General features: G+C 74.2%; 11 protein-coding genes. 6 read left to right on the top strand and 5 right to left on the bottom strand.

Going from position 1 to position 16,557, the window contains the following annotated elements:
• Positions 1 to 170 precede the first annotated feature (170 nt).
• Positions 171 to 1,700 carry a glycerol kinase GlpK gene (gene glpK / locus ACZ4MH_RS24925; RefSeq protein ID WP_351599579.1) on the top strand — a complete coding sequence of 510 codons (1,530 nt, stop codon included), beginning with the start codon at positions 171 to 173 and terminating at the stop codon, positions 1,698 to 1,700.
• Positions 1,701 to 1,866: 166 nt separating this feature from the next.
• On the opposite strand, the gene ACZ4MH_RS24920 is transcribed toward glpK, so the two are convergent.
• Positions 1,867 to 2,475 carry a GTP-binding protein gene (locus tag ACZ4MH_RS24920; protein ID WP_351599580.1) on the bottom strand — a complete coding sequence of 203 codons (609 nt, stop codon included), beginning with the start codon at positions 2,473 to 2,475 and terminating at the stop codon, positions 1,867 to 1,869.
• A gap of 375 nt (positions 2,476 to 2,850) precedes the next feature.
• Here ACZ4MH_RS24920 and ACZ4MH_RS24915 point away from each other — a divergent pair, with 375 nt between their 5' ends.
• Together ACZ4MH_RS24915 and ACZ4MH_RS24910 are read left to right on the top strand one after the other, a co-directional pair.
• Positions 2,851 to 3,645 (top strand): GntR family transcriptional regulator, encoded by a 795-nt coding sequence (locus tag ACZ4MH_RS24915; protein WP_351599581.1) that lies wholly within the window; start codon positions 2,851 to 2,853, stop codon positions 3,643 to 3,645.
• Positions 3,642 to 4,415, top strand: a complete 774-nt coding sequence (locus ACZ4MH_RS24910; RefSeq protein WP_351599582.1) for a sulfite exporter TauE/SafE family protein — start codon at positions 3,642 to 3,644, stop codon at positions 4,413 to 4,415. Before ACZ4MH_RS24915 ends, ACZ4MH_RS24910 begins: the two co-directional genes overlap by 4 nt.
• 155 nt (positions 4,416 to 4,570) lie before the next feature.
• Here ACZ4MH_RS24910 and ACZ4MH_RS24905 read toward each other — a convergent pair whose 3' ends face one another.
• From ACZ4MH_RS24905 to ACZ4MH_RS24895, 3 genes are read right to left on the bottom strand one after another with little or no spacing between them, the layout of a single operon-like run.
• Positions 4,571 to 4,981, bottom strand: a complete 411-nt coding sequence (locus tag ACZ4MH_RS24905) for a DUF742 domain-containing protein (RefSeq protein WP_351599583.1) — start codon at positions 4,979 to 4,981, stop codon at positions 4,571 to 4,573.
• A gap of 19 nt (positions 4,982 to 5,000) precedes the next feature.
• Positions 5,001 to 5,435 carry a roadblock/LC7 domain-containing protein gene (locus ACZ4MH_RS24900; RefSeq protein ID WP_351599584.1) on the bottom strand — a complete coding sequence of 145 codons (435 nt, stop codon included), beginning with the start codon at positions 5,433 to 5,435 and terminating at the stop codon, positions 5,001 to 5,003.
• The gene (locus ACZ4MH_RS24895; protein WP_351599585.1) at positions 5,432 to 8,131 is read right to left on the bottom strand and encodes a sensor histidine kinase; all 2,700 of its coding nucleotides are present in this window, start codon (positions 8,129 to 8,131) and stop codon (positions 5,432 to 5,434) included. The genes ACZ4MH_RS24900 and ACZ4MH_RS24895 overlap by 4 nt, the downstream gene beginning before the upstream one ends.
• Before the next feature lie 312 nt (positions 8,132 to 8,443).
• Between ACZ4MH_RS24895 and ACZ4MH_RS24890 the strand changes: the two genes are divergently transcribed.
• The 3 genes from ACZ4MH_RS24890 to ACZ4MH_RS24880 all read left to right on the top strand — a co-directional run bounded on the left by ACZ4MH_RS24890 (position 8,444) and on the right by ACZ4MH_RS24880 (position 11,270).
• Positions 8,444 to 8,860, top strand: coding sequence for a hypothetical protein (locus ACZ4MH_RS24890; protein ID WP_351599588.1), 417 nt, complete (start codon positions 8,444 to 8,446; stop codon positions 8,858 to 8,860).
• A gap of 272 nt (positions 8,861 to 9,132) precedes the next feature.
• Positions 9,133 to 9,951, top strand: coding sequence for an IclR family transcriptional regulator (locus ACZ4MH_RS24885; protein ID WP_351599586.1), 819 nt, complete (start codon positions 9,133 to 9,135; stop codon positions 9,949 to 9,951).
• Between the two features lie 233 nt (positions 9,952 to 10,184).
• Complete coding sequence (locus ACZ4MH_RS24880) at positions 10,185 to 11,270, top strand: S-(hydroxymethyl)mycothiol dehydrogenase (RefSeq protein ID WP_351599587.1); 1,086 nt, start codon at positions 10,185 to 10,187, stop codon at positions 11,268 to 11,270.
• Positions 11,271 to 11,285: 15 nt separating this feature from the next.
• Here the strand turns inward: ACZ4MH_RS24880 and ACZ4MH_RS24875 are convergent, their stop codons facing one another.
• Positions 11,286 to 16,529, bottom strand: coding sequence for a coiled-coil domain-containing protein (locus ACZ4MH_RS24875; protein WP_467754692.1), 5,244 nt, complete (start codon positions 16,527 to 16,529; stop codon positions 11,286 to 11,288).
• Positions 16,530 to 16,557: the final 28 nt, after the last annotated feature.

The raw sequence follows: 16,557 nt of genomic DNA, 5'->3' as shown, positions 1-16,557 counted from the left end.
ACCCGGCCTTCCGAAACGCGGCCTTCTGAAACGCGGCCTTCCGGCCTTCTCCGGGCGCGTGGTCCATGACTGCCCTTGTGCGCGGACTTCCGACCGCGCCGTTCCGCCCGCAGCCTTGCGCTGCGGGCACCACCGCTCGCCGACTGCGGTCATCCGACTGAGGAGACGCCATGACGGACAGCACGGACAGTACGCAGAAGTACGTCGCCGCGATCGACCAGGGCACCACCTCCAGCCGTTGCATCATCTTCGACAAGGACGGCGCGATCGTCGCCGTCGACCAGCGTGAGCACCGGCAGATCTTCCCCAAGCCCGGCTGGGTGGAGCACGACGCGACCGAGATCTGGTCCAAGGTGCAGGCCGTCGTGGCGGGCGCGCTCGCGGGGGCCGGGCTGCGTGCCGACCAGCTCAGCGCGCTCGGCATCACCAACCAGCGGGAGACCACGGTCCTGTGGGACCGCAGGACGGGCAAGCCTGTGCACAACGCGATCGTCTGGCAGGACACCAGGACGGCGGCGCTCTGCAACGAACTGGGCGGCGCGGACGGCCAGGACCGGTTCCGTGACGCCACGGGCCTGCCGCTGGCCAGCTACTTCTCGGGGCCGAAGGCGGCCTGGCTGCTGGACAACGTTCCCGGGCTGCGGTCGCGCGCGGAGGCCGGCGAGATCGCGTTCGGCACCATCGACTCCTGGCTGATCTGGAACCTCACCGGCGGCACGGACGGCGGGGTGCACGTCACGGACGTGACCAACGCCGGCCGGACGATGCTGATGAACCTGGCCACCCTCCAGTGGGACCCCGCGATCCTCTCGGCGATGGGCATCCCCGAGGCGGTGCTGCCGGAGATCAGGCCCTCGGCGGAGGTGTACGGCACGGCCGTGGGCCAGCTGGCGGGCGTGCCCGTGGCGTCGGCGCTGGGCGACCAGCAGGCCGCGGTGTTCGGCCAGACCTGCTACGGCGTCGGCGAGGCCAAGAACACCTACGGCACCGGGTCGTTCCTGCTGCTGAACACCGGTAACCGGCCCGTGCCCTCCAAGAGCGGGCTGCTGACCACGATGGGGTACCAGCTGGGCGGCGAGGCCCCGGTGTACTGCCTGGAGGGCTCCATCGCGATCACCGGCGCGCTGGTGCAGTGGTTCCGCGACCAGCTGGGCATCATCAGCTCCGCCGACGAGATCGAGACGCTGGCGGCGAGCGTGGACGACAACGGTGGCGCGTACATCGTCCCGGCGTTCTCCGGGCTGTACGCGCCGTACTGGCGCTCCGACGCGCGTGGTGTGATCACCGGCCTCACCCGCTACGTCACCAAGGCGCACTTGGCGCGTGCCGTGCTGGAGGCGACGAGCTGGCAGACGCGCGAGGTCGTGGACGCGATGTACCAGGACTCCGGGGTGCAGATCACGACGCTGAAGGTGGACGGCGGGATGACCGCCAACAATCTGCTGATGCAGCACCAGGCGGACGTGCTGGGCGTGCCGGTGATCCGCCCGGTGGTCGCGGAGACCACCTGCCTGGGCGCGGCGTACGCGGCGGGCCTGGCCACCGGCGTGTGGCAGGACCTGGACGAGCTGAAGGCGCACTGGAAGCGGGACGCGGAGTGGTCGCCGCGGATGCCGGGCGAGGTCCGGGAGCGGGAGTACGCGCGGTGGCGGAAGGCGGTGGAGCGCAGCTTCGGCTGGCTGGACGAGAACGGCGAGTAGGACCAGTACGCCTTATAGGACCAGTAGGACGTCCTGCGGCGGCCCTGACGGCGCCTGTGGGACCGTCGCGGCCCGTACTCCGGACGGCGGGGTACGGGCCGCACGGCGCCATCCCCACGGCGCCTCCTGGCGTGTCCCGGCGGGCCGCACCGGCCCGCCGGACGGGTCAGGACAGCGCCGGCTCGCGCTGCTCCTCGCTCATGCGCAGCGCGTGCTGCACGACCTCGACGAGTACGTCGCGCGCCGAGCCCTTCTCGCGTGCGTCGCAGTACACGACGCTGACGTCCGGGTCCAGGTCCAGCGCGTCGCGGACGATCTCCGCGGGGTAGCGCTCGGCGCCCTCGAAGCAGTTGACCGCGACGGTGAAGGGGATGCCGCGGCGCTCGAAGTAGTCGATCGCGGCGAAGGAGTCCTCCAGGCGGCGGGTGTCGGCGAGCACCACCGCGCCCAGCGCGCCGGTGGACAGCTCGTCCCACAGGAACCAGAAGCGGTCCTGGCCCGGCGTGCCGAAGAGGTAGAGCACCAGGTCCTCGCGGAGGGTGATCCGCCCGAAGTCCATGGCGACGGTGGTGGTGTGCTTGCCCTCGACGCCCGCGGTGTCGTCGACGGGCCGGCCCGCCTCGCTCAGCTGCTCTTCCGTGCGCAGCGGCTTGATCTCGCTCACCGCGCCGACCAGCGTCGTCTTGCCGACGCCGAAGCCGCCCGCGACCAGGATCTTGAGCGTGACCGGCTCGACGGCTTTCCTGCGGCGTCGCTCAGCGCGCCCGAAGACCATTGACCGCTTCCTCCGTTTTCGGTGGTGCCGCGTCAGCGACGGACCGGCGCACCGTGGCTGATGACAACTGGTGGAGACTGGTGGAGCACGACAACTCCCGGGTAGGAGTGGATCGTTCCGCACCGACTGTACCGACGGCAAGCCCCGGGTCCGGCACCGCCCCTGCCTGATGTGCTCATGATCACTGAGCGTACGGGGCACCGCATACGGACGCGTCTGCCCGGCGGAACGGCCCGCCATTCACCCCAAACCCGCTGGTCAGACATTTACGCAGGTCAGGCGAGGTGGCGTAACTCTGGCGTAATGCCCGGAGAGTACCGTCGACGGCTCCGGAGGACGCGGCAGCGCACGGGGCGGCGCGGAAGGGAGTCAGCCATGCGGGAGACGGCACCACCGGGCGCGGAGGGCGGGGACGACGGGCCCTGGGTGTCCTCCCGGCCCCGCGCCGAGCGCGCCCGGCAACTGGCCGACGTGCTCCGGCAGCGGATCACCAGCGGCGCGTACGAGGACGGCGTGCTGCCCGGTGAACGCGAGTTGGGCGCGCACCTCGGGGCCTCGCGCAACGCCGTCCGTGAGGCGCTGGCACTGCTGCGCAACGAGGGGCTGATCTCCCGCAAGCAGGGCGTGGGCACCACGGTCGTGATGCCCAAGTACGGCCACGGGCTGGACCGGCTGGCGGGCCTGGCGGAGACGCTGACCGGGCACGGCGCGGTCACCAACGAGGTACGGGCGGCCCGCCCGGTCCCGGCTCCCCCCGCGGCCATCGCGGAGCGGCTGGGCCTGGCCCCCGGGGAGGGCGCGGTGTACGTCGAGCGGCTGCGCCGGCTGGGCGGCCTCCCGCTGTCCCTGGACACCACCTACCTCACCGCGGACATCGGGACGCCGCTGCTCGCCTGCGACCTCGCGCACCGCGACCTGTTCGCGCTCATCGAGGAGACCTCCGGGCAGCGCCTGGGCCGGGCCGAGGTGTCGGTGCACGCGGTCAACGCGGGGCCGGACACCGCGGCGCTGCTCGGCGTGGAGGCGGGCGCCGCGGTCTTCGCCATCGAACGGCTCACGCATCTCGCCGACGGCCGCCCCGTGGACGCCGAGTCGCTGCACATCCGCGCGGACCGGCTGGCGCTGCACGCCACGCTGCACCGCGGTCCGGCCCCGAAGGAGGCGCGATGAGCGGCCTGGCGCCCGACACCACGACGCTGGTCCTGCTGGCGCTCTTCGGGCTGGCCGCCGGGGTCGGCATCACGGCCGTGGGCCCCGGTGGAGTACTCGCGACCGTCGGCCTGTTCGTCCTCACGGACCTCTCCCCCGCCCAGGTCGCGGGCACCGCCATCGTCACGCACGTCGCCACCGGGATGCTGGGCACGGCCGCGTACGTGCGCTCCGGTGAGCTGCGGGAGCCGCGCACGCGGCGCACGGCAGGGGTGCTGGCGGGCGCCGCGGTGCTCGGCACCCCGCTCGGCGTACTGGCCAACACCCTCTTCTCCGGACGGGCTTTCGGTCTGCTGCTGGGCGCCTTCGTGGCGCTGGTCGGCGGGCTGGTCTGGTACCGCGAGCGGCGCGCCGCGCCTACGGGGGCCGCGTACCCCAGCGACTGGGTGACGGCCCTCCTGGGGTTCGGCGTCGCGGTGGCGAGCGGGGTGTTCGGGGTCGGCGGGCCGATGCTGACCGTGCCGCTGCTGGTCGCGCTGCGGATGCCGGTACTGGCCGCGCTGGCCGTCGCGCAGGTCCAGTCGGTGGTGATCGCCACGGCGGGGACGCTCGGCTATGTGGCGCACGGCGCGGTGGACTGGCCGCTGGCGGCGCTCGTCGGCGTACCGGAGCTCGCGGGCGTGCTGATCGGCTGGCGCATCGCCCGCGCGCTCCCCTCGCGCACCCTCAAGACCGGCCTTGTACTGGCCCTCTTCGCACTGGCGCCGTACTTGGCGCTCTACGGGGGCTGAGGACGTGCCCCATACGGGGGCCGAGGGCCTGCGCTCCTACAGGGGCTGGGGGCCTGCCCCCATACGGGAGCTGGGGACGTGCTCGCCTACAGGGGCCGAGGGCCTGTTCTCCTACGGAGACCGGGAGGCCTGCTCCCGTATGGCGGCGCAGGCTCTCAGAGGGCGCGCAGGCCGTTGATGACCTCGCGCAGGATGTCCTCGTCCGGGAGTTCGGCGGGCGGCACGGGACGGGTGACCCGGACCAGCTCAGCGTCGAGCAGGTCGCCGATGAACACCCGGACCACGCCGACCGGCAGGTCCAGCTCGGCGGCCAGTTCGGCCACGGAGAGCGGGGCCTCCCGGGTGAGGTCGACGATGTCGAGGTGTTCGGGCGACAGCGACTGGTCGGTGACCGGTTCGTCGGCCCGGCTCTCCGCGATCACCTGCGCGATCAGGTCCAGCCGGGCGACGGCCGCGCTGGCGGTGCGGCCGCGGGTCATGGCGTACGGACGGACGACCGGGCCCGCCTCGTCGTCGAACCACCGGGCCGGGCCCGCTGCGGGCCCGGCCTGATCTTTTCGGTTCATGCGGTCACCGTCGTCATCCTCAACTGGGCCCGCCGGTCCTGGGAGCCGTCCCCAGGTGCGTACCCACCCGCTTGACCAGCAGCGTCATCTCGTACGCGATCAGGCCGACATCGGAGTCGGCGTCGGCGAGCACGGCCAGGCAGCTGCCGTCGCCGGCGGCGCTGACGAACAGGAACGCCTCGTCCAGCTCGACCATGGTCTGCCGCACCTGGCCCGCGTCGAAGTGCCGGCCGACGCCCTTGGCCAGGCTGTGGAACCCGGAGGCGACCGCGGCCAGGTGCTCGGCGTCCTCCCGGGGCAGGTCGGCGGAGGCGCCGGTGGCCAGGCCGTCGCTGGAGAGGATGAGCGCCTCGCGGATGGAGCCCACCCGGCCGACCAGCTCGTCGAGCAGCCAGCCCAGTTCGCCCGTGCCCTTCGCTGCGGTCCCGGCTGCTGTTGCCTTCGGTGCGGTCATCGACCGTCCCCTCCCATGTTCTTTCTCGGTGCTGTGGCGCTGCCGTCTTCGCCGGATTCGCGCCGGCCGCGCTGCCAGCCGCGCTGGAGCGAGGCCATGCGCGACCGTACGTCCTCGGCGTCGCGGTCGGCCGCGGGGTCCGCGGCCTCGGTCGCCGGGCCGGACTGCCGGCCGGACGACGTCTTGAGCTGGGGGGCGAGGCTGGCCTGCCGTACCCGCCGGGGCAGACCGGGCACCGTCCGCGCGGGCGGCGCCTCTTCAGCGGACGGCGCCTCTGCGGGGGACGGCACGTCTGCGCGGGGCGCCACCTTCCCGGCGGGCGCCACCTTGTCGACGGACGACGCCCGCTCGGCGGACGGGGTCCTTTCCGCAGACGGGGCCGCTTCCGCGGGCCGTTCGGCGCCGCGCGTCCCCGCGGCCGGCCCGTCGGCGTCCTCCACCGCGCGGCCGTGGTCGCTGACCAGGACCGGGGAGCGGCGGCGGCGCGGCAGCGGCGCGGGGCCACCGCCCGGGGGCGGGTCGCCGGCCGGCCGGTGCTCCACGCGCTCGGCGGGCACCGGGCCGGTCGGCAGCGCGGGGCGGCCGTCCTCGGTACGGCGCTGTCTCCGGGGCCCGCGGAAGACGCTCTCGTCCTCCTCCTCAGCGGCCCGCTCCGCCGCGGCGTCCGGTGCGCCGCGCTCCGGCAGTGCCACCGGCACCTGGGCGAGCGCCGCCAGGGCCCCGCCGCGTGCCGCCTCGGCCGACACGGGACGCTTCACCGAGCCGGTGTCCTCGCCACGGCCGCCCTCGGTGCGCCCGTCGGCGCTCTCGGTCAGCAGCGTGCCGGGGATGAAGACGACCGCGGTGGTCCCGCCGAACGGGGAGGGCTGCAGCGAGACGCGTACGCCCTGCCGCTGGGCCAGCCGGCTGACCACGAACAGGCCGAGCCGGTCGGTGTCGGACAGCTCGAACTCGGGGGTCTCGGCGAGCCGCAGGTTGGCGTCCAGGAGCGCGTCGGGCGCCATGCCCAGCCCCCGGTCGTGGATCTCCAGGGTGAAGCCGTTGGCGACCCGCTCGCCGACCACCTGCACGGCGGTGTGCGGCGGCGAGAAGACGGTGGCGTTCTCCAGGAGTTCGGCGATGAGGTGGGTGAGGTCCGAGACGGCCGGGCCCTCCACCGCGAGCCGCGGCAGCCGGCGCACCTCGATGCGCTCGTAGTCCTCGACCTCGGAGACCGCGGCCCGCACGACGTCCATGAGCTGGATGGGCTTGCGCCACTGCCGGGACGGCGCGGCGCCGGAGAGGATGACCAGGCCCTCGGCGTGCCGCCGCATACGGGTGGTGAGGTGGTCCAGGCGGAAGAGGTCGGCCAGCTCGTCGGTGTCCTCCGTACGGCGCTCCATGGCGTCCAGGAGGGTGAGCTGACGGTGCAGCAGGACCTGGCTGCGGCGGGCGAGGTTCACGAAGACCTCGGAGACGCCGCGGCGCATGTCGGCCTGCTTGACGGCGGCCTCCAGCGCGGCCCGCTGGAGGGTGTTGAGCGCCTGGGCGACCTGGCCCATCTCGTCCTGGGTGAACTGCAGCCGCGGCGCCTCGGTCTCCACGTCGACGTGTTCGCCCGCGGCGAGGCGGCGCATGACGCTGGGCAGCCGTACGCCGGACACCTCGTGCGCGTCCTTGCGGAGCCTGCTGAGGTCCTTCACGTGCCGGCGGCCGAGCCGGAAGGAGACGATGATCGAGGCGAGCAGGGCGACGAAGCCGAGGACGCCGGCGAACGCGGCCCTGGCGAGCACGGTCATCGCGGCGGGCTGCACCCGGTCCTCGAAGCGGCCGCCCGCTTCCTTGTTGATCCGGTCCAGGTCGCCGAGGACCTGTCGCGCGGTGTCGTGCCAGCGTTCGGCGTTGATGGCTTCGGTAGCGCCGGACGGCCCCGCCGCGATCACCGCGTCCTCGAAGGACTCCAGTTCGCGCGGCTTGGCGTCGTTCCAGTAGTCCTCGTACACGGCACGCTCGGCGGCGGGCAGCGCGGTGAGGCTGGTCTCGTACAGGACCTTGCGCTCGGCCACCCGGTCGGAGAAGTCGCGCAGTTCGCGCGGGGACATCGAGCCGGACACCAGCGCGGCGCTGAGCACCGCGTCCTCCCGGGAGAGCGACTCGCGCCCGCGGGTGAGCGCCACCAGCGCGCCGCCCTGCTTGGAGATGTCCGGGTCGGGCAGGAAGTGCATGCTGCCCAGGAAGTCGTAGCAGGGGTCGACCAGGGCGTTGTACTGGTCGAACGCCTCGCGGCGGGTGAGGGTGTTGTTCTCCACCTGGTCGCGCAGCTCGTCCAGGTGCGCGAACGCCTTGACGGCGGTCTCCAGCCGCGAGCCCGCGCCGCCGAGGAGGTCCTCGCGCACGTCGGAGCCCTTGGCGTTGGCCCGCAGCCGGGCCACGGCCCGGTCGGTGGCGAGGGTCTGCCGGCGCAGGTCGGTCAGCGAGCCCGCGATCCGCGGGTCGGCGAGGTAGACCAGGGTGGCGCGACGTTCCTTCTGCAGGGCCTGTACCGCGTCCTCGGCCGGGTAGCCGACCTTGTCGACGACGACCGCGACCTTCAGCAACTGGCGTGCCTCGGTGCCGGTGACGTACGTGGCGAAGGCCCACATGGCAGTCAGGGACACCAGAGGTACGAGCAGCAACGCCACGATCTTCCGGCGGATGGACTTCCCGCGAAAGCGCATGGCCTCCCCTACGTCAACCCCGGCCCGCGGGGATGGTGTTCCGTCAACAAACGGCGCGAGCCTACTACTGTCGGGGGGTCAACTCGAAGAGCTGTCCGACGGACCGGCCCGCAGGTCAGGACCGGATGGCCGTCCTTGTCCGGCGATTCCCGGACAACACGCCCGTCCGTGTGGTCTCCACCACCCCACTCGTATCCCCTTCCGGGCCACGACTGTTGGCCGGAAAGAACCGGCCCCCGCCGTCGGGGCGGCGCCGGCGGTAGGCGACCATGAGTCCCGGGTAACGGCGCACGGCGGCATGTACCGGAGGAAATCCGGGCAGTCACCGAACAGCCGGACAGGCGGGGAAAGTACGGGGAGAGTGACGGCTTCATGGACCTCGGCAGAGACGGCGCGCTGTGGCAGGAAGAGCCGTCCCCCCGCCCCCGTATGCCCGATCCGGTGCGCACCGCCGCGGTGCGGGCCGTCATCATCGTGGCGGTGACGCTCGTCCAGGCCATGGTGGCCTTCCTCAGTACGCTCGCCGGGTCCTGGCTCGCCTTTCCCGCGGTGCTCAGTACGGTCGCCTCGACCGTGGTCGCGACCTGGGGCGTACTGGACGTCTGGGTGACCCGGCAGGTGTGGATCCAGCGGCACGGCGTGGAGTCGCGCCCCAGCAGCACGGCCAGGGCGCTGCGCCGGGAGCGGCGACGCGCACGCCGGCAGGAACGGCGCTCGGCCGCCGCCTGACGTCCACCTGACTGCCGCCCGACTGCCGCTTCACCGGCGACCGAGCTCCTCCTTTACCGGCACCGGCCCCCTTTCCGGAGGCCCGGACTCCGAAAAGCTGCGAGTAGCATCTGGCCCCCTTGGCACTGATCGGTATGATGGCGTTGCTTCATACGCATCGCACCGCGCGATGCGCAACAGCAGACCGCGCAACAGACCGAGATCCGGGAGCGGATCACGACGGGCTCCCGACGACTGGCCCCCAGGGCCGCCGGGCGGTGACGCACAGACCCATGCCGAAGACGACCGACACGAGCGCCAACGAGACCACCGAGGAAACCGGCGACAGCACACGCGGCGGTGCCGGCTCCGTCCAGTCCGTGGACCGGGCGGTGAGCGTGCTGGAGATCCTGGCCCGGCTGGGTGAGGCGAAGGTGACCGAGCTGGCCGAGGAGCTGGGCGTCCACAAGTCCACCGCCTTCCGCATCCTCGGCGTCCTGGAGAACCGCGGGCTGGTCGAGCAGGAGGGCGAGCGCGGCAAGTACTACCTGGGCGCGGGCGTGCTGCGGCTGGCGGGCGCCGCCGCGATCCGGCTGGACATCTCCCAGGAGGGCGCCCCGGTCTGCCGCGCGCTGGCGGAGGACACCGGCGAGACCGCCAACATCGCGGTACTGGACGGCGACGCGGCGGTCAACATCATGCAGGCGCGCGGCGGGGCCGCGGTCACCGCGTACAACTGGCTGGGCCGGCGCACGCCGTTGCACGCCACCGCGAGCGGCAAGGTGCTGCTCGCGCACCTGCCGCGGGAGCGCCGCGACGGCCTGCTGACCCGCTCGCTGCCCCGCTTCACCGAGCACACCCTCACCGCCGCGGCCCTGCGTCCGCAGCTGGCCGAGGCGCTGGAGCTCGGTTACGCCTGCACGGCCGAGGAGTTGGAGGTCGGCCTGAACGCCGTGGCCGCGCCGGTACGGGCGCACGACGGCGCGGTGATCGGCGCGATCGGCGTGTCGGGGCCCGCGTACCGCATGGAGCGGGAACTGCTGCCGGAGCTCGCCGAGCGGGCAGCGAAGGCGGCGGCCGAACTCTCCCGTGCCATGGGCTTCGCGGCCTGACGAGCGGCCTCGGAAACAGGCCGAGAAACGGACCGGGAAACAGGCCAGGAATCAGGCCGGGAAACGGGCTGCGCGCGGGTCGCCGAACCCTCTTGACGGATCGCCGTCCAAATCCCAGCATGTCTCCTATGGTGCAACAGGCCGCACGATAGGCAACAAGTAACGGCATCTGTCCACCACCGAGTACCGGCACCTACCCTCCGCCGCCGCAGGCGCTGTCGAGGAGTGAAGACATGCCGCACGAAGCCCGCGCCGTCATCGCCGTGAAGAAGGGGGCGCCGGTCGAGGTCCTGCCGGTCCTGGTGCCCGACCCAGGTCCCGGGGAAGTGCTCGTACAGATCCAGGCGTGCGGCGTGTGCCCCACCGACCTGCGCCATCGGGACGGCGCCGCCGGTGCGGACTTCCCGTATCTGCTCGGCCACGAGGCGGCCGGCATCGTCGAGGCGACCGGCCCGGGCTGCGGCGAACTCGCCCCCGGCGACTACGTGGTGCTCGCCTGGCGGGCCCCCTGCGGCACCTGCCGTTCCTGCCACCGCGGCCGCCCCTGGTACTGCTTCGCCTCCCGCACCGCGCAGGGCACGACGACCCTGCTCGACGGCACCCCGCTCACACCGGCGCTCGGCATCGGCGCCTTTGCCGAAAAGGCGCTGGTCCACGCGGGCCAGGCGGTGAAGGTCGACCCGTCGGCCCGGCCCGAGGCCGCCGGGCTGATCGGCTGCGGGGTGATGACCGGGTACGGCGCGGCGGTGCACACGGGGCGGGTGGGCAACGGCGACACCGTGGCCGTCATCGGCTGCGGCGGGGTGGGCAACGCCGCGATCGCCAGCGCCTCGCTGGCCGGCGCCCGCCGGGTGATCGCGGTGGACGTGGACGCCCGCAAACTGGACGCCGCCGAACGCTTCGGCGCCACCGACACCGTCAACTCCCGCTGGACCGACCCCGTAGCGGCGGTCCGCTCGCTGACCGGCGGCCACGGCACGGACGTCGTGATCGACGCGGTCGGCACCCCGGAGACCTTCCGTCAGGCCCTCGACATGCGCGACCTGGCCGGCGTCCTGGTCCAGGCCGGCATCCCCGACCGCGACCAGCACGTCGACCTCCCGCTGCACGACCTCTTCTCCCGCGGCGGCGCCCTCAAGGTCTCCTGGTACGGCGACTGCCTGCCCAGCCGCGACTTCCCCGTCCTGATCGACCTCCACCTCCGCGGCAAACTCGACCTGGAAGCCTTCGTCTCGGAGACCGTCCCCCTGGACGACGTGGAGAGCGCCTTCGGCCGGCTGCAACGGGGTGAAGTACTGCGGTCGGTGGCGGTGTTGTGAGCCACCGCCACCGGGCTACTCCTGGCTGCTCTCCGGCCCCGGCCCCCGCTCCGGCTCCGGCTCCGGCTCCGGCGCCGGCTCCTCCGGTCGCTTGAACATCCGGGTCGCCGTGATCTCGCCGTGGATCGTCTCCGACTCGGGCCGCTGCTGCGGCAGGCCGGGACGCAGGTGCTCCTCGACGCTGATGTACTTCAGACCGGCGCGCAGGTCCGCGTCGTTCCGCAGGCGGATGACCAGCGGGAACTCGGCGAGTGCCGTGGTGTCGAACAGGCCCGTGGTGTAGAGGAGCTGGACGCCGAGCGCGTCGGCGACGGCCCGCTGGAGCTCCAGCAGGTACGTGGCGTTGGCGCGGCCGATGGGGTTGTCCAGGAACAGCGTGCCGGCGTGCCGCTCCTTGTCACGGCCGCGGTCGTTGCTGCGCAGCGCCGCCATCGTGCAGTACAGCGCGATGGCGGCCGTGAGCAGCTGGCCGCCGGAGAAGACGTCGCCCATCTGCCCGACGGGGACCCGCTCGGCGCGCAGTACGGCGTCCGGCTTGAGGATCTCCACGGCCACGCCACGCGGCTGGAGCGCGGCGGCGACTCCCCGCAGCAGCAGGGACATGCCGTCCCGGCGCAGGTCGCTGTTGCGCTTGACGGCCGCGCGGGTCGCCTCGTCGATGACCTCGCCGAGCCGCTCGGTGAGCGTGGCCTGGTCCGGGTCGTCGAAGCGGATGCGCAGGAACTCCTGGCCCGACCACTCCCCCAGCCCCTCGGGCAGCCGGGACAGCCGCTGCGCCGAACGCAGCGTGGCCAGCGAGGACTCCACCAGGCCGCGCAGCCGGTCGACGATGCTGCCGCGGTTGCGCTCCAGCTGCGTCAGCTCGTCGGTCAGGACGCGCAGGCGGGGTGCGAACGCGTCGGCCCACTTGGCGGCGTGGTCCGGGAGCGCGGACGCGGGCAGCTCGCGGATCTGCTGCCGGGCCGGGGTCTTGACCATTTCGTACTTGGTGGAGTTGGCGTGCCGTACGAGGATGTCGCTCGCCTCGCGGACCGCCGAGTCGGCCGAGGAGAGGTCGCTCGCGCAGCCGCGCAGCGAACGCCGGGCCTCGGCGGCGGCCTGCCGGGCCTCCTCCAGGCGGCCCCGGTACGGCTCGGGCGCTTCCTGGTCCTCCTCGGGGCCGTTGTCGCGCAGGATGTCGCGCAGCATCGCGGCGGTCTCGTCGAAGCCGCCGGCCGCGTCCTCGGCGGCGCGGTGGCCGCGCAGCAGCTCGGCGTGGGTGGCGCGGGCGGTCTCCAGCGCGTCGGTGGCGGTGGCCAGCTCGGTGTTGGCGCTGCGAAGCAGCTCCTTGGCGCGCTCGGCGTCGGCCGGGACCAGCTCCTCGGGCAGCTCGGTGTGCGCCTCGACGCCTTCCGGCGGCGCCAGCCGCTCCGCCTCGCCGCGCAGCCGGCCCAGGTGCTCGCTGGCCGCCGAGGCCCGCGACTCCAGCATGGCGACCAGCTCCTCCGCGCGGGCCGCCGCGGCCTGCCGGGACGGGCCGTCGGCCGCGTCCGGGCTCTGCAGCAGCTGCTCGGCGCGGGACCGCACCTTGTTGGTCAGCCGGTCCAGCTCCCTGCGGGCCGCGGACTCGTCGCCCTCGGCGCGGGCCTGCTCGGCACGCAGGTCGGCGCCGACGCCGACCTTCTCGTACAGCTGGGACGCCGCACGGTACGCCTCGCGCAGGGTGGGCAGCGAGGACTCCGGCGGGGCTTCCTCCTCGCCCAGGTCGTCCGGCACGCCGGCGATCTCGGCGCGCTCGGCGCGCAGCGCGCGGGCGGTGCGGCGGGCGTCGTCGGCGGCGCGCTGGGCGGCGCGCCGGTCCTCGTCGGCGGCGCGGGCCCGGTCGACGCACTCCTCGGCGCGCGCTTCGTACTCCGCGCCCTCGTCGGCCAGTTCACGCAGCTTGCTCTGCCAGGCGGCGCGCTCGCGGAGCCGGTAGGCGAGCCCGGCCAGCGCGTCGGCGACCCGGCGGGCGCGCTGCGCGGCCTCGCCCCGCTCCTCACGGACGCGCGCGGCCTCGGCCGCCGCCTCGTCCGCCTCGGCCCGTACCGTACGGGACTCCGCCAGCTCCTCGGCGGCGGCGTCGGCCGTCGTACGGGTCTCCTCGGCCGCGGCCGCCAGCTCGGCGAGCCGGCCGGCCGGGCAGCCCGTACGCCAGGAGGCCAGCCGGGCGGCGAGCGCGCGGTCGGCGGAGAGCCGGGCCGCGAGCTGCCGGATCTCCTCGTCGCGGGCCGCGGCCCGGGCACGCAGCGCCTGCCGCTCCTCGTCGGCGGCCGACTCGTCGTGCATCGCCGGGTTCGGCGGGACGAGGAAGACGCCGGTGTCCTGGGCGTCCGGCGACGGGGTGGGCGCGAGCAGGGCCGCCGCCGTACCGACGGCGACGGCCGAGCGCGGCAGCAGGGCCGCCTGCGCCAGCACGTCGCGGGCGCGCGCGTGGGTGTCGGGATCGGTGATGATCACGCCGTCGACCAGCTCGGGCCGGGCGGCCAGCACGCGGGCGTGGTCGACGGGGTCGACGGCCTGGGCGAGGTAGCGCCAGCCGGGCAGGGCGGGGACGCCGTGCTCACCCAAGTACTCGACGGCCGCCAGGACATCGGGGCCGGGCGGCAGCAGTCCGCCGTCGCCCAGCGCGCCGAGGATGCGCGAGTCGTCGGCGGCGGCGGTCCGCATCTCGAACAGCTGCCGCTCGGCGGAGCTGACGCCGTCGTCGAGCAGCTCCTGCAGCGCGTCGGCGTTCCGGTCGACGTCTTCGGCGGAGAGGGGGCCGGACGAGCCCGCGGGGCGGGCGGGAACGGCGGTCCGGCCGCGCGCGTCGGCCGGGCTTTCGCCCTCGTCGTCGGGGCAGGCTTCGTCATCGGCGGGCGGAGCCTCGGCGGCATCTTCCGGGGCAGCGGCGTCCGGCACCTCGTCGACCGCCTCGGCCCACTCGCCCTCGGCCGGCTCGCCCTCGGGCGCGTCCGCCGCTGCGGCACCGTCCGCCGCATCGGAGTCGATCCGCGCCGAGACCTCGTCCCGGGAGCCGGACTCGGCGGCATACGTGCCGTGTCCCCCGGCGGGCCGGGCCTCGGCCTCGGGGGACTCCTCGTCGGCCGAGGTCCCGAGCCCCACGACGCCGGACGCCCAGGAGCCGTTCCGTACGGACATCGCGTCCCCGGTGGCGGACGTGGCCTCTTCAGGGGCCGCAGGGCGCGCCTCTACAGGGGCGCCGCTTCCCATAACGGGACCTGCGAAGTACCCGTCGTCCGGCTCGGCGTCGTCCGTGCCCTCGGCGGGCGCCGCCGCCTCGCCGTCGTCGACGCGGACCGTCACCTGGAGCGGCTGCCGGGACTCCGCGGCGAGCGGGCGGCCGCCGCGCTGCCCTGGTACGCCCGGAACCGCCGCGGGCGTACCCGTGGCCGACTCCATGCCCAGCAGCTCCGCGAGGCGCGGCTCGGCGCCGATGGACTCGGCGGCGCGGCGCTCCGCGTCGTACGCGCGCTCCGCCGCGAGCGCGGCGTCCTCCGCGCGCGCCGCCGCCAGTTCGGCGCGGGACTGGCGCGCCGCGGCCTCCTTGGCGCGGTCCCCGGTCTGCCGGGCCGCCTCGCGCGCTGTGTCCCAGGACTCGACGGCGGCCTTCTCCGCGTCCGTCGCGGCGAGCGCGGCGCGTGCCGGATCGGCGTCCGGCGCGGTGTCGTCCAGCCAGCCGGCCCGTACCGCCTCCGCCGTCTCCTGCTCGACCTCGGCCAGCCGCTGCTTGAGGTGCTCGGTCTCGCTGCGGGCGCGCTGGGCGGCGGTCGCGGCGGCGGTGGCGTCGCGGTGCGCCGACTCGCCCGTCTCCTGGAGGACCGCGGACCGCTCCTCCTCCTGGTTGGCCCAGGTCTCGGCCTCGGTCGCGGCGGCGTGCAGGGCCCGTACGAGGTCGGCGGCGGCCTTGCTGCGGGCGGCCAGCGCGGGGGCCGCGTCCCGCTCGGCCTCCTGGATCGCGGCGGCGACGCGGGCCGAGCGGTCGGCGGCGGCGCGGTGCCGCAGTACGGTCTCGGCGGCCTGCCAGGCGGAGTGCAGCGTGCGGGCGTCGTTCAGCTCGCGGCGCTGGGCGGCCGCGCCCTTCTCGGCGGCGGCCAGCGCGAGGGAGGCGTGCCGGTAGGCGAGCTCGGCGGAGATGAGCGAGCGGCGCTCGCGGCCGGACTCGGCCTCGGTGACGGCGTGGGAGGCGGCGGCGACCTGCTCGGCCAGTTCGGCGGTGCGGCCGCGCTCCTCGGTGGCGCGGGCGTGCAGCCGCTGCGCGAGGTGGCGCGTGCGGCGCTCGGCCCCGGCGTGCACCTCCCGTGCGCGCTCCCGGTGTTCGGCGTTCTCGGCGATCTTCGAGAGGAGGTCGAGGGAGCCGGCGGTGAAGTCGCGCTCGGCGGTCAGCTCGGCGCGGCGGCCGAGCTTGTGCGCGAAGCCGTGCACGAGGTCGGCGAGGCCGTCGGTGTCGCGGGTGTCGGTGACCGCGCGCAGCAGCAGGTCGGTGAAGTCGGAGTCGTTCTTGACCGCGAAGAGGCCGGCCGCCTCGCCCTCGTCGGCGTTCATCTCGCGCTGGTACCGGAACAGTTCGGGGTCCAGGCCCAGCTCGCCCAGGTGTTCGTTCCAGCGCTCGTGGATCTCGACCCAGGCCACGTCGAGGTTGGGGTAGTTCTTGCCGGCCTCGGTGAGGGCGTCGCGGAAGCCCTTCATCGTGCGGCGGCGGCCCTGGGCACCGGAGGCGCCCTCGACGATCGGGCGGACGGCGGTGGACTCGGCCACAGGGAGCGAGTCCAGACTCATCCCCGGGCCGGGTCGGAAGCTGTACCACGCCTCGGCGAACTTCCGCGGGTCGTTGGAGACCTGGCGGCCGCGCCACTCGCTGACCTTGCCGACCACGACGGTCTCGCCGGTGAGCGTGTGCTGCCACTCCAGCGCGACGTGGCCGCAGTCGTCGGCGAGCAGGAACTTGCGCAGCACACCGGAGCTGGCGCCGCCGAGGGTGTTGCGGTGGCCGGGCAGCATGACCGAGAAGATCAGCTTGAGCAGGACGGACTTGCCGCCGCCGTTCTCCAGGAAGAGCACGCCGGCGGGGGCCGGGCGGCGCGGCGGGCCGACCGGCTCCTCCTCGAAGAAGTCCGCCTGCGCCGGGGCCGGCCGGGGCACCGGCTCACCGACTCCGCGCAGGTCCAGGACCGTGTCGGCGTAGCGCGCACCGGCGGGCCCGATGGAGTAGAGGCGAACCCGGGACAGCTCGTACATAGCGGCGGACTCTCGTTGTCGTGACGGT

It is taken from the genome of Streptomyces sp. NPDC026301 (assembly GCF_055567935.1).
This window is presented reverse-complemented; position numbering and strand designations above follow the sequence as displayed.

What these genes read in the sequence shown, in the direction of transcription:
- glpK (WP_351599579.1), top strand. Translation starts at nt 171, where the DNA reads ATGACGGACAGCACGGACAGTACGCAGAAGTACGTCGCCGCGATCGAC.
- ACZ4MH_RS24920 (WP_351599580.1), bottom strand. Translation starts at nt 2,475, where the DNA reads ATGGTCTTCGGGCGCGCTGAGCGACGCCGCAGGAAAGCCGTCGAGCCG.
- ACZ4MH_RS24915 (WP_351599581.1), top strand. Translation starts at nt 2,851, where the DNA reads ATGCGGGAGACGGCACCACCGGGCGCGGAGGGCGGGGACGACGGGCCC.
- ACZ4MH_RS24910 (WP_351599582.1), top strand. Translation starts at nt 3,642, where the DNA reads ATGAGCGGCCTGGCGCCCGACACCACGACGCTGGTCCTGCTGGCGCTC.
- ACZ4MH_RS24905 (WP_351599583.1), bottom strand. Translation starts at nt 4,981, where the DNA reads ATGAACCGAAAAGATCAGGCCGGGCCCGCAGCGGGCCCGGCCCGGTGG.
- ACZ4MH_RS24900 (WP_351599584.1), bottom strand. Translation starts at nt 5,435, where the DNA reads ATGACCGCACCGAAGGCAACAGCAGCCGGGACCGCAGCGAAGGGCACG.
- ACZ4MH_RS24895 (WP_351599585.1), bottom strand. Translation starts at nt 8,131, where the DNA reads ATGCGCTTTCGCGGGAAGTCCATCCGCCGGAAGATCGTGGCGTTGCTG.
- ACZ4MH_RS24885 (WP_351599586.1), top strand. Translation starts at nt 9,133, where the DNA reads ATGCCGAAGACGACCGACACGAGCGCCAACGAGACCACCGAGGAAACC.
- ACZ4MH_RS24880 (WP_351599587.1), top strand. Translation starts at nt 10,185, where the DNA reads ATGCCGCACGAAGCCCGCGCCGTCATCGCCGTGAAGAAGGGGGCGCCG.
- ACZ4MH_RS24875 (WP_467754692.1), bottom strand. Translation starts at nt 16,529, where the DNA reads ATGTACGAGCTGTCCCGGGTTCGCCTCTACTCCATCGGGCCCGCCGGT.